The organism is Hymenobacter lucidus (assembly GCF_020447265.1).
Taxonomy (GTDB): domain Bacteria; phylum Bacteroidota; class Bacteroidia; order Cytophagales; family Hymenobacteraceae; genus Hymenobacter; species Hymenobacter lucidus.
Map to the genome: position 1 here is coordinate 1413119 of NZ_JAJADR010000001.1, position 14914 is coordinate 1428032.

Below are 14914 nucleotides of genomic sequence, written 5' to 3' on the forward strand. Positions count from 1 at the left end.
TCAGCTAACAACAGGACCACAAAGGTAAGCCGAATTGCGGGCCGGAGGTTTCCGCCGGGCCAGCACTTGGGCTTATATGGGTCAGGGCCAACCACTAAAAGTTAGCCGGCCACATGGTTGGGCAGTTGCGCCAGGGCCTCCGCTACCGAATGCACCGGCTGCTGACAGCTACGGTTGAAACACACGTAAAGGGTGGTTTGGCCGTTTGGGGCCGTGCGCTGCCGCAACAGCGGCAGCTCGGCCGCTGCTGGGGCACCGGCCAGTACGGCGTGGGGCAGAAAGTGCCGACCCAGCTCGGCGCGCATGTCTTCTGCTTCGGGCCCCACAATGGCAATTTCGGCCATTGGTTGCAGCAGGGCGGCGTAAAGAGCAGCCCAGTTGGCCAGGTGCTGCGGTTCTTTCACTACCAGTTCCTGCACTTGAGCCAACATGGTAGCGGCCAAGTCATGGTACTCGTCGTTTTCCAGGTGCAAACTTAGCCGCAGCAGGTTGTGGGCCATTACCGAATTGGAGCCGGGAATTACATTGTCGAACAACTCCTTTTTGCGAGCAATAAGTTTTTCCCCTGCATCGTCGGTATAGAAGAACTGGTTTTCCTTCGGGTCGAAGAAGTGGGTCAGCACGTACCGGGCTAGCTCATCGGCCTCGTGCAGCCACTGCGCATCGAACGTGACTTCGTAGAGCCCTACATAAGCCTGAATAGTCAGCGCATAGTCTTCCAGAAACCCGTCGATGGTGGCGCGGCCGGCTTTGTAGTTGCGGTGCAGCCGTGGGCCGTGGCGCAGGTTTTGTTGCAGGAAACGCGCGTTTTGCAGGGCCAGGGCCAGAAATTCAGCTTCGCCAAAGGCCCGGTAGGCATCCACGAGGCCAATCAGCATGAGGGCATTCCAGCCGGTCAGAATTTTGTCGTCGAGGCCCGGCCGTACCCGTTTGGCGCGGGCCCGCATGATTTTCTTTTTCCACTCGGCTACCAACTCGGCCAGCACCTCGGGCGCCAGCTCGTGGCGGGCGGCAAAGTCGGCGTCCGACTCGTGGCGGTGCAGAATGTTGCGGCCATGCTCCCAGTTGCCTAGGGCCGTGCAGTTGTAGTAGTCCGAAAACAGCGGCTCCTGCTCGCCGATAATGTGCTGCAGCTCCTCCTTCGTAAATACGTAAAACTTGCCTTCCTCGCCTTCACTATCGGCATCCAGGGAAGAGTAAAATCCGCCATCCGGACTCATTAGCTCCCGCTGCACGAAAGCAATAGTGTCGTAAACTACCGTGCGGAAAAGCTTATCCTGCGTCAACTGATAGGCTTCGGAATATAAGCTGACTAGTTGCCCGTTGTCGTAGAGCATCTTCTCGAAGTGGGGCACCAGCCACTCGGCGTCCACCGAATAGCGGGCAAAACCGCCACCGGCTTGGTCGTATATGCCACCCCAGGCCATTTCGCGCAGCGTCAGCACGGTGTGGGTAAGGGCCAGGGGGCTACCGGTGCGAGCGTGGGCGCGCAACAAAAACCGCCCAATGCTGGGCATCGGAAACTTTGGGGCGCGGTTCATGCCGCCTTTCTCTGGGTCAAACCGTATGCTCAGGTTATACACCAGCAGCTGAAACTGCTCGGTTGATACCGCCAGCTTTGCTGCTGTGGCACCATATTTTTCCAGGTCACTGGCCCGCAGCACCCGCGCAAATTCCTCGGCCGATTTGTCGAGCTGCGCCCGGTCTTCTCCCTGATACGCTTGGCCGATACTTTCCAGGAGTTGCGTCCAGCTACGGGGCGGGAAGTAGGTGCCGCCATAGAAGGGCTTGGCCTCCGGGTTCAGAAACACGTTCAGCGGCCAGCCGCCCTGTACGCCCATTGCCTGCAGAGCGTCCATGTACACTTGGTCCACGTCGGGCCGCTCTTCCCGGTCTACTTTGATGCACACGAAATGGGCGTTCATCACCTGCGCAATGCGCGGATTTTCGAACGATTCCTGTTCCATAACATGGCACCAGTGGCAGGCAGCATAGCCAATGCTAACCAGGATGGGCTTTTGTTCGGCCTGAGCGCGGCTCAGCGCCTCCGGCCCCCATGGGTACCAGTCCACCGGGTTGTGGGCGTGCTGCAGCAAATACGGGCTGGTTTCCTGGCTGAGGCGGTTGGCTGCCGCCGACGATGGGGAAGAAGACATGGGCACGGTGCTGAGGGTAAAAAACAAAACCCGACCACTGGGGCCGGGTTTTGTTTACGAAGCTGATGGAGTTTCGTCGGCCGCCGCTTTCTTACGGGGTGGCCGGCTGCGTTTCTTCGGGGCCTCCGCTTGGGGAGCTTCCGGAGCTGGTGCCGGGGCGGGCGGCGGGGGCGTTTTTGCCTTACTCACCTTTGGCTTGGCAGGCTTCGGCTTTGCGGCTGGCGCTTGGGCTGCCTCCGCCGGGGCTGCTTGGGGCTTGGCGAGTTTCGGCCGGGTCGTTGCCGCCACCTTGGCCGCTGGTTTGGCCACCGGCTTTGCTTCTGGTTTCGGCTTGGCAGCAGCTTTGGCCCGCGGCTTTTTCACTGCGGCGGCCGGCGTAGCCTCTGGCATCGGTTCCGGCGCAGCCGGTGTGGAAGCTGCTTCCGGTGGTGCTACGGGGGCCGGAGTCACTGCTACGACCGGCTCCGCTACCACTGGTGTGGTTGGCGCGGCCGTGGCTGGCGGCTCAACGGGTGGTGTTATGGGCTCAGCAGGCGCTTCTGCGTACAGGGGAGCCGGCTTTTTGCGGTTGGCGCGGGGCGGCGTGGTAATGATACGGTCTTTAGCCACGCGAGGCTTTTTCTCCGCTCCAGCCCGACCGCCTTTGCTGCGGGCCGGGGCTTTGGGCTCCGGCTGCTCGGGTATCGACAGTTCTTCGTCCGAGTCGTCATCGTCCATCACCTGCAGCCAGTCGGCTTTCGGCTCAGGGCGGGGCTGTGGAATAGGTGTCCGTACGGCTGCCACGGGTCGGGCGGCCTCAGCTACCACCGGCTGTGGCTGAGCTTCCGAAGCCACAGGTTCAGGCGTTGCCACAGGTACCACCGGAGCCTGAACTGGGGCCGAGTAGCTTTCCGGCTCTGCTGGCGTGGTAGAGAGAACTTCTTCGGACTCGGAGCTGGTCACAGCCTCCGATACGGTGGCGGCTGCGGCTTCGGCAGCCTGCTGAGCATATAGCTGAGCGGCCTTTTTGCGGGCCGTACGCTTGGCACCACCCCGGCTGCGCCGCTTCTTCTTGGGGAAAAGCGGGGCTTCAGTTGCCGCGGCCGATTCGAGCGACTCTTCTTCCGAATCATCGTCCTCATCATCCTCGGCATCATCTGCTGCGGTCAACTCTGCCACCGGCGGAGTTGAACTGGGGACCGGCGTCGGAGCCGGTACCGGCAGGGGAGTGGGTACCGAAGCCAAATACACAGGCTGGTCGGCCGGTTCGCCAATATCAATCCGCTCTTCATCATCATCCGGCTCGGGCTCTGGCAGAGGGGCAGCTTTGGCCTTTGGCAATGCCACCAATTGCCGCTCTATCTCCTGCATTTCGGCTTGCACATCGGCCTGGGTGGCAAGTTTCTGCAGGCGGGCCAGCGTGGCTTCCAGGAATTCGCGGTGTTCCGGCGCTTCGGCATACAGGGGCCGGTGGGCCAGGGCCTGCCGCACCGATTCCCACTCGCGGCGGAAACGGCCGAAATTGCTGTCGAAATACGTGCGGGTAAACCGCTCCCAGATATAGTTTTCCGCCGTTTCCGACGGGTGCAGCATATCGGAAGCGTAGAAACGGTAGTCGCGCAAATCGTCCAGCAGCAGTTCGTAGGCCGGAAAATACGACACGTCCGGTAGCAATTCGCTCAAATAGTGGCAGGCCACGCGTAGCACCGACTTACTTACTGAGTTAAGAGGCAGCGTGTCCTTAAGGTGGCGCACCGGGCTTACCGTCAGAATAAAACGCAGTTTGGGGTTGGCCCGCCGCAGGTAGGCGTGGGTTTCCGCTACGGCATTGATAATTTCGTCCGGCGTGAGCAGCACTTTCTCAAACCGCTCGGCCGGTACTTTGTGGCAGTTGTTAACCACCTCGTCGGTTTCCAGCAACCTGTAGGCGTAAGCTGTGCCCAGCGTGAGCATTACCACATCAGTATTTTGCAGAAACTCGCCGGTTTCCCGCATCAGCTCCTGAATCTGCTGGAGCAGCGTCACAGGCGAGTCGGCGCCGATGGTGGCGTGCAAATCGTAACTCTGCCAGCGGCCCCGGGCTTCCACCAGATGCTGTTGCCAGTCTTGATCTTCGCCGGCGGCCGCGCGAAGCAGCTGGCACGCCGAAAGCGGATTAAATACGGTACCAAAGGGGTTAATTAGTGTCTTAACCTTGGTGGCGGCCAGCCGGCTGCCGATGGTATCCGAAAAGCACGAGCCCACCGTCAGCACTTGGGCCGAGAGCGGCAGCTGTTGCGGGTGCGGCGTAAGTGGTAATTCAGTACGAAACATTCTACAGTAATAAGGCCCGATAATGGCCAACGAACAGGCAACCTACTCAACTCTGTTCTTTCAGCCAAAACCGGGGCGAAGGAATAGCAGGGGAGAGGCCGATACAAATCTTACGGGCCTTGGCGCCGCCCGGATTATCTTATCCTTTGGCTAAAGGTATACACCTCTCACCAATAAGCTGTTTCACTCCGCTACGGTATGGGAGCCTGCATCCTTGCCCAGGCAGAAGTAATAAGTAGCAAAAAAGCCTGACTACCGCGGTAGCCAGGCTTTTTAAGTATGCGAAGTGGCAGCAGCTTACTCAGCTACTACGTTGAAGCGCACCTGGTGCTTCACTTCTTTGTGCAGGTTGATGGTAGCCGTATACTCACCAGCCGACGCAGGCTCCTGATCGAAGGAGATGCGCTTGCGGTCTACGTCTACGCCCTTGGCTTTCAGTGCCTCGGCCAGCTGCAGGGTGGTAACGCGGCCGAAAATCTTGCCGGTTTCGCCCACTTTGGCTTTGATATCGAAAGCAGCATCACCGATTTTGTCGGCAATAGCCTGCGCGTCACCTTTGATCTTGTCGGCTTTGTGAGCAGCCTGACGTACGTTCTCGGCAACGATTTTCTTGTTGGTCTTGTCGGCCAGAATCGCCAGACCCTGCGGCAGCAGGTAGTTACGACCGTAACCGGACTTTACAGTAACGATGTCGTTCTTGTAGCCCAGGTTCTTGACGTCGTCTTTCAGAATTACTTCCATGTCAGTCTCTGTAAGAAGGGTTTACTTCAACGAATCGGTTACGTAGGGCATCAAGGCCAAGTGACGGGCTTTGGCCACGGCTTGAGCAATTTTGCGCTGGAATTTCAGGCTGGTGCCGGTGATACGACGGGGCAGAATGCGGCCCTGCTCGTTCACGAACTTCAGCAAGAAGTTCGGGTCTTTGTAGTCCACGTACTTAATGCCGTTCTTCTTGAAGCGGCAGTATTTCTTGCGCGTGTCCTGCTTGTGGATTTTCTCGTTGGCTAGGCTCATGGTCTTATTGGGCTACGGCTTCCGATTGTTTTTGAGCCTTCTGCTGGTTCATCTCGCCGTTGCGACGACGCTGGCTGTAAGCCACCGCGTGCTTGTCGAGAACGGTCGTCAAAAAGCGGATGACACGCTCGTCGCGGCGGAACGCCAGTTCGAGTACGTCAACGATGTTACCTGAGCCAGTGAATTCCACCAGGAAATAGTATCCGGTGTTTTTCTTCTGGATTGGGTAAGCAAGCTTCTTCAGACCCCAGTTTTCGGAGTGGATAATGTCGGCGCTATTTTCCTTAAGCACCTGCGAGAACTTCTCGATCGTCTCTTGTACCTGCGTCTCGTTCAGAACGGGAGTCAGGATGAAGACCGTCTCGTAATTTCTTACTTCCATTAGACGGGATGAAAAAATTAAATGAGAAAAATGAATCAGGGCGCAAAGATACCATTTATCTGGGTTTATACTTAACCTGAATGCTAAATTAATCTGAACTCAGCAAATAAGCTGCCTAACTGTGGTCAGAGCCAAACCTTTGAAGCTAAGATAAGTTAGCAGAAGGAGTAGTATTAAACCGAGGGAGGCGCAAGCTCAAGTGTGGCGGACAATAATGTATTCCTATTATATAAGGAGATACACCGCGACGGTTTTTAGAATGATTCTAAGCAAGCTGGAATGGGCGAAAATTAGCCCGGGCAGGTTTGCGGTCTGCGTTTCCCGACCTACATTTGTGGCCTTGAAGTACCCCTGCCTTTCTTTTTCCCAGTCACATTGTGCTATGAATAGCATCCGACTTCGTCCCCTTTCTCACTTCTTTCTAGCACTGTTTCTGACGTTTGCTGCCGTGGGTAACACCACCGCCCAGCAAGGAGAAACTGCTCCGGTTGCCACTGCGCCGGCCGCTAGCAAAGATGGCGTGACGCCCGGCTCTACTGCCGCCGCCGCCCCAGCTGCCGCTGCGGGTGCTACCACCGGTGATGCCGCTGCTATCAGCGCTGGCGCCGCGCTGTTCACGCAAAACTGCGCCCAGTGCCACGCCATCAATGATGTAGTAGTAGGCCCCGCCCTGAAAGACGTCCACAAACGTCGCACCATTTCCTGGCTGATTCCGTGGATCAAAAACTCCAGTAAGGTTGTCGCCAGCGGCGATGAGTACGCGGTGAAGATCTTCAACCAGTACCAGAAGCAGCAGATGCCGAGCTTCCAGCTTTCCGATGCTGAAATCACCTCGATTATCTCCTACGTAGCCGCTGAGAGCGACAAGCCTTCGGCAGCTACTACTGGCGGAGTTACGAAGGAAAATGTTGGTGACGCTGATGGAGCAGGTGGTGCAACTGCTGCTAATGCTAGCAGCAGCACGATGGATATCCTGCTGATTGTATTGGTAGTGGTGCTATTGGTGCTGGTAGTAACGCTGGTTATCATCGCCAATATCATGAAAGATGTGCTGCGCGGCCGCAAAGACCTTGATGGTCGCGACGTGGAGCAGTTGGAGCAGCGCTTCGACCTGGCTAAAATCTACAAGTCGCCCGTTGTGCGCGGTCTGGCGCTTGGCTTGTTTGCCTTGGTTGTACTGTATGAGTCGGTGCAGGGCGTAATGGCCATTGGCCTGACGCAGGGCTACCAGCCTACCCAGCCTATTGCCTTCTCGCACAAGCTGCACGCCGGCGAAAACCAGATCAACTGCTCGTACTGCCACACTTCGGTATACAAGAGCAAGAGTGCCAACATTCCTTCGGCTAACATCTGTATGAACTGCCACGCGCAGATCAAGACGGAGTCGCCCGAAATCAAGAAAATCTACCGCGCTATCGAGCGGAAGCAGCCTATCCAGTGGGTTCGAATTCACAACCTGCCTGATCTGGCTTACTTCAACCACTCGCAGCACACCCAAGTGGGCGGCATCGAGTGCCAGACCTGCCACGGTCCGATTCAGAATATGGAAGTAGTGTACCAGTATTCGGCCCTGACCATGGGCTGGTGCATCAACTGCCACCGCGAAACGCCCCTCAACACGAAGGGCAACGGGTACTACAACAACCTCGTGAAGCTGCACGACAAAGCCAACGGTGCTGCACCGTTCACGGTATCGTCGAACGGCGGCACGGAGTGCTCGAAGTGCCACTACTAGCCTGACAGGTCTTAGGTACTCCGGCCAAAGCAGCTGCTTTCGGAGCGCCTAAGACCTGCTTTTTCTTACAAAAACACGCATACCAACTTAGAGACTTACCGGACCAGAATCCAAGTCGCTAAGTCCCTAAGACCCTAGTCCCCAAAAAACACGATGCAAGAGTCGCCTAAGTACTGGAAGGGAATTGAGGAACTGGAAAGCTCACCGGAGTTCGTAAAAGGCGCGTTCAGCGAGTTTGCGGATTTTCTGCCGGTGAAGGAATCCCACGGCTCTTCCGACGCCGCGGTAGCCCCGCGTCGCGACTTCCTCAAACTCATGGGCTTTGGTATTGCAGCCGCCACCTTGGCAAGCTGCGAGGCCCCGGTCCGCAAGGCAATTCCCTACCTCAACAAGCCAGAAGAGGTTGATCCGGGTATTGCCAACTTTTACGCCTCCACTTATTTCACCGGTACCGACTACAACAGTGTGTTGGTAAAAACCCGCGAGGGCCGGCCGATTAAGCTAGAAGGCAACCCCGAGTCGCCGATTACGCGCGGCGGCCTGTCGGCCCGTGCCCAGGCTTCGGTTCTGAATCTGTACGACAAAGGCCGTCTGCAGCACTTTGCCATCAAGGGCAAAAAAGCCGCTACCGACCAGGTCGACCAAGAAATCCGCACGAAGCTGGCTGGTGTTACCGGTCGTATTGCCATCGTGTCGCCGACCATCATCAGCCCGAGCACCAAAAAGGTAATTGCCGAGTTTGCCTCGCGTTATCCTAACACGGAGCACGTGATGTACGATGCCAACTCCCAATCAGCATTGCTGCGGGCTAATGGCGGCGTATTGCCTTCGTATGATTTCAGCAAAGCCGCCGTTATCGTGAGCTTGGGTGCCGACTTCCTCGGTACCTGGCTTTCACCGGTGGAGTTTGCCAAGCAGTATATCGTCAACCGCAAAGTTTCGAGCGAGAAGAAGACCATGTCGCGTCACTTCCAGTTCGAAACCGCCCTGACGCTGACCGGCTCTAACGCCGATGTACGCGTACCAGTGAAGCCTTCGGAAATGGGTGCTACCGCACTGGCTCTGTACAACGCCATAGTTGGCGGTGGCGCGGCTGGTTCGGCCCAACTCAAGAAAGCTGCCACCGAGTTGAAAGCAGCGGGTGGCCGTGGTCTGGTTGTTTCGGGCTCCAACGACGTAGCGGTGCAAACCCTCGTGGCCGCCATCAACCAGGCAATCGGCAGCACCGCTGTTGATCTGGCCAGCCCGTCGATGGTACGCCAAGGTGATGACGCCCGTTTGCTGCGTCTGGTGAATGATATGAACGCCGGCTCGGTAGGAGTGGTGATTTTCTATCATGCCAACCCCGCTTACGACCATCCGCTGGCCGATAAAGTAAAGTCGGGTATCGCCAAAGTGCCGCTGAGCATCTCGTTCAACGACCGTCTGGACGAAACCGGCTCGTTGTGCTACTACGCCTGCCCCGACCACAACTTCCTGGAGTCGTGGAACGACTTTGAGCCGAAGCGTGGCTTCCTGAGCCTAAGCCAGCCCACGATTTCGCCGCTGTTTGCTACCCGTCAGGCCCAAGATAGCCTGCTCACCTGGGCCGGCAATCCGCAGAGCTACTACAACTACCTGCGCGCCTCGTGGCGCGGGGTGCTGGGTGGCGACTTCCAGGCTGCCTGGGATAAGGCCGTGCACGATGGCGTAGCTGTTGGCACCCTGTCGCCGGCTCCGGTAGCTCAGACAGCCCCGGCCATGAGCGCCGACCAGGCCGTAGCGGCTATCAACTCCGCGCCGAAAAGCTCGGGTGTTGAACTAGCCCTCTACGAGAAAGTTGGTGTTGGCGTAGGCAACTACGAAGGCAACAACCCTTGGCTGCAGGAACTGCCCGACCCGGTTTCGAAAGCTACCTGGGGCAACTACGTAGCCGTTCCCCGCGCTATGGCTGTGAAAAACAGCTGGGAGCAGGGCGACGTGCTAAAAGTAACCGCTAACGGCAAATCCATTGAGCTGCCCGTGCTGATTCAGCCCGGCCAGGCCAATGATACCGTGAGCATCGCCATTGGCTACGGCCGCGAAATGGCCGGCAAAGTGGGCGACAAAGTAGGTGCCAATGCGTACCCGCTGGCTGTCGTGCGCGACAACGGTATCGTGTACACCAACACGGTAACGCTGGAGAAAACCGGTGCTCAGTCGCCCATTGCCCAAACCCAGACGCACCACACCATCATGGACCGCAAGCCGGTCGTGCAGGAGTCGACGCTGGCCCAGTACATCAAGGACCCGAAAGAGGTAACTGAGTACGAAAAGATTTCGACGCCCGACGGCCTGGAGAAGCCCAATAAGGTTTCGCTCTGGCAGGACTACGAATACAAGAACCACCACTGGGGTATGGTTATCGACCTCAACTCGTGCATCGGCTGCGGCTCGTGCGTGATTGGGTGTCAGGTTGAAAACAACGTAGCCGTAGTAGGCAAGCAGGAGGTTATCAACCGCCGCGAGATGCACTGGATGCGTATCGACCGTTACTACAGCTCGGACGCCAGCAAAGAGGATTTCGAAGAGAAAGGCAAGCTGGCTACCTACGCAGCCATGGAAGACCCGTCGGAAAACCCGTCGGTTATTTTCCAGCCGATGCTTTGCCAGCACTGCAACCATGCTCCTTGCGAAACTGTGTGCCCCGTACTGGCTACCACCCACAGCTCGGAAGGTCTCAACCAGATGACCTACAACCGTTGCGTTGGTACCCGCTATTGCGCCAACAACTGCCCTTATAAGGTTCGTCGCTTCAACTGGTTCTCGTACTACTCGAACGACAAGTTCGAAGACGTAAACGGCCACATGTTCACGGATCTGGGCCGCATGGTTCTGAACCCCGACGTAACGGTTCGGGCCCGCGGTGTAATGGAGAAATGCTCGTTCTGCGTTCAGCGCATTCAGCTCGGTAAGCTGGAGGCCAAGAAGCAGAAACGTCGTCCGAAAGATGGCGAAGTGGTAACCGCCTGCGCGCAGTCGTGCCCCACCCAAGCCATTGTATTTGGTGACATGCGTGACCCGGAGTCGCAGATTTCGAAGATCATGCGTCGCGAGGATGGTGAGCGGGGCTTCCACGTACTGGATGCCATCAACGTGCAGCCTAACATCACGTATCTGACCAAGATCCGTAACACGGAAACTGAAGTTCGCAACGCTTAATAATAGGGTCAAGGAGCTTAGGAACTTAGGGTAGGGGAGATGTCCGACCACTGGTTCGCCACATTTACAAGACCCTAAATTCCCAAGACCCCAACTAACCAACAAAAACTATGCAGCACGTATCGCCTGTACGGGAGCCGCTCGTAACCGGGGGGAAATCGTACCACGACGTCACTCAAGACGTGTGCCGCCAGGTAGAAGCCGCTCCGAATGTTCGGTGGATGGCCGCCCTGAGCGTAGCGCTCTTCTTCCTCGGTATTTTTCTCTACTCCGTGTACCGCACCCTGTGGTATGGTATCGGAGAATGGGGTCTGAACAAAACAGTCGGCTGGGCCTGGGACATCACCAACTTCGTGTGGTGGGTAGGTATCGGTCATGCCGGCACGCTGATTTCGGCCGTTCTGCTGCTGTTCCGTCAGAAATGGCGGAGCTCTATCAACCGGGCCGCAGAAGCTATGACGATCTTCGCCGTAATCTGCGCCGCTATGTTCCCGGTGTTGCACATGGGCCGTCCATGGTTGGCATTCTACGTTTTCCCCCTGCAAAACACGCTTGGTTCGCTGTGGGCAAACTTCAATTCGCCCCTGCTCTGGGACGTATTCGCCATCTCGACCTACTTCACGGTGTCGCTGGTATTCTGGTACACCGGTCTGGTACCCGACTTCGCCACCATCCGTGACCGGGCTAAGGGCCCAATTGCCAAAGTAGCTTATTCGCTTCTGAGCATGGGCTGGACGGGTTCGGCCAAGCATTGGAGCCGCTACGAAACCGTGTCGCTGATTCTGGCCGGTGTTTCGACGCCGCTGGTACTGTCGGTACACACCATTGTATCGATGGACTTTGCAACCTCAGTTGTTCCGGGTTGGCACACCACCATCTTCCCTCCCTACTTCGTGGCCGGCGCTATCTTCTCCGGTTTCGCCATGGTGCTGACCCTGATGCTCATCACCCGGGTAGTATTCAAGCTGGAGGATTACATTACGATGGAGCACATTGCCCTCATGAACAAAATCATGATGATTACGGGCTCTATCGTGGGTGTAGCTTACATCACCGAGTTCTTCATTGCCTGGTATTCGCAGGTTGAATTCGAGCAGTACGCCTTCATCAACCGTGCTACTGGTCCTTACTGGTGGGCTTACGCTTCGATGATGACCTGCAACGTAATTACGCCGCAGTTGGTATGGATCCGGAAAGTGCGCTATAGCATTCCGCTGACCTTCATCCTGTCGATCATCGTTAACATTGGGATGTGGTTCGAGCGTTTCGTAATTATCGTAACCTCGCTGCACCGCGACTACCTGCCTTCGAGCTGGGTAATGTTCTCGCCGTCGATCATCGACATTGGCATCTATGTAGGTACGCTGGGCTTGTTCTTCACGCTGTTCCTGCTCTTCGCCAAGTTCTTCCCCGTGATTAACATGGCTGAAGTGAAGACCGTGCTGAAATACACGGTGGACAACGGTCCGACCTACACCGGTCATGACCCGCACCACGACCTGATTCACAAGCCAACCACCCACGGAGTGCCTGCCACGGCTCCGGTAAACTACAACAAGCATGACTAAGCGCTTCGCCCTCGGCATCTTCGACGACGAAGACGTGCTGATGCACGCCATTGAAAACGTCCGCGCGGCGGGCGTTAAGATCCACGAAGTGTTTACCCCGTTCCCTATTCACGGCATCGATGATGCACTGGGTATCGAACGGTCCCGCTTGCCCATCGCCGCGTTTTTCTACGGTATGTGCGGTCTGGCCTTCGCGCTTTGGATGCAGATCTACATGCTGGGCTTCGACTGGCCGATGATTATTGGTGGTAAACCGCACATTGCGCTGCCCGCCTTCATCCCGGTATCTTTCGAATTGACGGTATTCTTTACCTGCCACGGTATGGTAATTACCTTCTACACGATCAGCAAACTGTATCCACGCTGGAGAACTCCCGTGCTGGATGTACGCTCGACGGACGACAAGTTCGTTATGGCTATTGAGCTCAACGAGAATTCGGACCTCAACGGCTTGAGCAAACTGTTGCGTGAGAACGGCGCATCGGAGGTGAACGAAAAAGAAATGACTAAGAACTAATGACGCACACGCTGAAACTAGGTCTGCAGGCGTCGGCCATTCTGTTTGCCTCGGTGCTGACGACCAGCTGCAACCGTGCCGATGACCCCGGCATTGAATATGCGCCGCAGATGTACGAATCCATTCCGTACGACCCACTGCGCCAAGTGAGCACCAATACGGTAAACCCGATGGGCATCAATGAGCGCACTCCTGTAGTGGGCACGGTGCCCCGGGGTAAACTCAACTACTACTCGCACATTCCCAAGGATAGCGTAGTATTTGCCGAGCGCCGCCTGCGCAACCCGTACTCCTATACTAAAGCCAACCTCGAAGAAGGCAAGGTGCTTTACACCCGCATTTGCTCGCACTGCCATGGTGAGGCCGGCGCTGGCGACGGGCCGGTTGGTGCCAAATTCAAAGGGGTGCCGAACTACTCGGCCGGTTCTTACAAGACGATGAATGATGCCCATATCTACCACGTGATTCAGTGGGGTAAGGGCCGCATGATGCCGCACGGCTCTATCGTAAACCCTGAGGAGCGCTGGAAAATCGCCATGTACGTCCGCGTACTGCAGCGCGGTGAAGGCCCTGATGGATTGGCCAAGCTGGTAAACGTCAGCAACGACTCGACCCAGATGACGGACCGCGCTACGCAAAAGCCTACGCTCGAGGCGCAGGCTGATAAAGCTTCAACTACTCCCGGTCAAGGTGACCAGGCACGAAACGGAACGGCGAACTAACTATGGCAACTCTGACGCATCAAGAAAGCGCCACGGCTGAATACCTGGAGCTTTCGCCGAAAACCCGCCGGACATTCATCAGCATTATCGTTGCTGGTGTAGTAGTGCTGGCAATCGGCCTCATTCTGGCCATCATGAATGTTGGGGGCCACGAGGCGGCCGCCGCTCACGGTGCTGGACACGCAGCCGGTGCCGCTGAGCATCACGAAGGTAGCCCCCTGTGGCTGAAACGCCTTTTCGTGAGCTTGTGGCACAACAACGTCTTCTTCGTGGGCGTGTCGGCTATCGGTACCTTCTTCGTAGCGCTGCAATACGTAGCCTATGCCGGCTGGTCGGTAGTTATCAAGCGCATTAATGAAGCAATGAGCGTATGGCTGCTCCCCGGCCTCGCCATCTTCCTGGTAGTATTCTTCCTGGGCCGCCACGATCTGTTTCACTGGACGCACGACGGTATCATGACGAAGGGCAGCGAGAACTACGATGCCATTATTGCTGGCAAGAGTGGTTTTCTGAACCTGCCTTTCTACCTGATTCGCATGGTTGTTTACTTGGGCATTTGGTGGTTCTTCACCGAGCGTCTGCGCAAGATTTCGCTGGAAGAGGACTTGAACGGTGGCACGGAGTATTTCCATAAGAGTATCAACGTAGCCGCTCTATTCCTAGTGCTCTACGCTGTAACCTCGTCGATGTCGGCTTGGGACTGGGTAATGTCGGTTGACGTGCACTGGTTCTCTACCATGTTCGGCTGGTACGTATTCGCCTCGTGGTGGGTATCGGGCATCGCTTTGACGACGCTGACCGCTATTTACCTCAAGCAGGCCGGCTACCTTAAGTATGTAAACGCCAACCACCTGCACGATTTGGGTAAGTTCATGTTTGGCTTTAGCATCTTCTGGACCTATGTGTGGTTCTCGCAGTTCATGCTGATTTGGTACGCCAACCTTCCTGAAGAAGCCGTTTACTACAACCAGCGCCTAGGTGGCTTCAATGGTGCCTATACTTGGATGTTCTACTTCAACCTGGTTATCAACTTCGCTTTCCCTTTCCTGGTGCTCATGCGCCGCGATGCCAAGCGTCAGATGATCATGCTGAAAATCGTGAGCATTGCCATCCTGATCGGCCACTGGTCGGATTTCTATTTAATGCTCATGCCCGCAACTATGAAGGGCGACAATGGGTTTGTAATAGAGATTGGCGTCGCCTTGATCTTCCTGGGTAGCTACCTGATTCTGTTTACCAAGCGCTTGGCGCAAGCTTCGCTGGTACCGGTCAACCACCCGTTCTTGGACGAAAGCGTGCACCACACGACTTAATTAGACATGAGTATTGAGAAGTGAGAAGTTAGACT

The 14914-nt window shown here is 56.5% G+C and carries 11 protein-coding genes; 6 read left to right on the top strand and 5 right to left on the bottom strand.

What is annotated here, in order from left to right; translation table 11 throughout:
• Positions 1 to 101: 101 nt before the first annotated feature.
• The 5 genes from LGH74_RS06065 to rpsF all read right to left on the bottom strand — a co-directional run bounded on the left by LGH74_RS06065 (position 102) and on the right by rpsF (position 5844).
• Positions 102 to 2156 carry a thioredoxin domain-containing protein gene (locus tag LGH74_RS06065; RefSeq protein WP_226173373.1) on the bottom strand — a complete coding sequence of 685 codons (2055 nt, stop codon included), beginning with the start codon at positions 2154 to 2156 and terminating at the stop codon, positions 102 to 104.
• Positions 2157 to 2210: 54 nt separating this feature from the next.
• Positions 2211 to 4448, bottom strand: coding sequence for a GSCFA domain-containing protein (locus LGH74_RS06070; RefSeq protein WP_226173374.1), 2238 nt, complete (start codon positions 4446 to 4448; stop codon positions 2211 to 2213).
• A 297-nt stretch (positions 4449 to 4745) separates the two neighbouring features.
• Positions 4746 to 5189 (bottom strand): 50S ribosomal protein L9, encoded by a 444-nt coding sequence (gene rplI, locus LGH74_RS06075; RefSeq protein WP_226173375.1) that lies wholly within the window; start codon positions 5187 to 5189, stop codon positions 4746 to 4748.
• Between the two features lie 21 nt (positions 5190 to 5210).
• Positions 5211 to 5462, bottom strand: a complete 252-nt coding sequence (gene rpsR / locus LGH74_RS06080; RefSeq protein WP_100338887.1) for a 30S ribosomal protein S18 — start codon at positions 5460 to 5462, stop codon at positions 5211 to 5213.
• Between the two features lie 4 nt (positions 5463 to 5466).
• On the bottom strand, positions 5467 to 5844 hold the full coding sequence (gene rpsF, locus LGH74_RS06085) for a 30S ribosomal protein S6 (RefSeq protein WP_135464846.1): 378 nt from the start codon (positions 5842 to 5844) through the stop codon (positions 5467 to 5469).
• Between the two features lie 382 nt (positions 5845 to 6226).
• On the opposite strand from rpsF, the gene LGH74_RS06090 reads away from it, so the two are divergent.
• The 6 genes from LGH74_RS06090 (at position 6227) to LGH74_RS06115 (ending at position 14879) form a co-directional block, all read left to right on the top strand.
• The gene (locus tag LGH74_RS06090) at positions 6227 to 7579 is read left to right on the top strand and encodes a c-type cytochrome (RefSeq protein ID WP_226173376.1); all 1353 of its coding nucleotides are present in this window, start codon (positions 6227 to 6229) and stop codon (positions 7577 to 7579) included.
• Positions 7580 to 7732: 153 nt separating this feature from the next.
• Positions 7733 to 10759, top strand: coding sequence for a TAT-variant-translocated molybdopterin oxidoreductase (locus LGH74_RS06095; protein ID WP_226173377.1), 3027 nt, complete (start codon positions 7733 to 7735; stop codon positions 10757 to 10759).
• 110 nt (positions 10760 to 10869) lie between these two features.
• Positions 10870 to 12327 carry an NrfD/PsrC family molybdoenzyme membrane anchor subunit gene (nrfD, locus tag LGH74_RS06100; RefSeq protein WP_226173378.1) on the top strand — a complete coding sequence of 486 codons (1458 nt, stop codon included), beginning with the start codon at positions 10870 to 10872 and terminating at the stop codon, positions 12325 to 12327.
• Positions 12320 to 12844, top strand: a complete 525-nt coding sequence (locus tag LGH74_RS06105; RefSeq protein ID WP_226173379.1) for a DUF3341 domain-containing protein — start codon at positions 12320 to 12322, stop codon at positions 12842 to 12844. Before nrfD ends, LGH74_RS06105 begins: the two co-directional genes overlap by 8 nt.
• A complete protein-coding gene (locus tag LGH74_RS06110; RefSeq protein WP_226173380.1) occupies positions 12844 to 13566 on the top strand; it encodes a c-type cytochrome in 723 nt (240 codons plus the stop codon). The genes LGH74_RS06105 and LGH74_RS06110 overlap by 1 nt, the downstream gene beginning before the upstream one ends.
• Before the next feature lie 2 nt (positions 13567 to 13568).
• On the top strand, positions 13569 to 14879 hold the full coding sequence (locus LGH74_RS06115; protein ID WP_226173381.1) for a quinol:cytochrome C oxidoreductase: 1311 nt from the start codon (positions 13569 to 13571) through the stop codon (positions 14877 to 14879).
• Positions 14880 to 14914 lie beyond the last annotated feature (35 nt).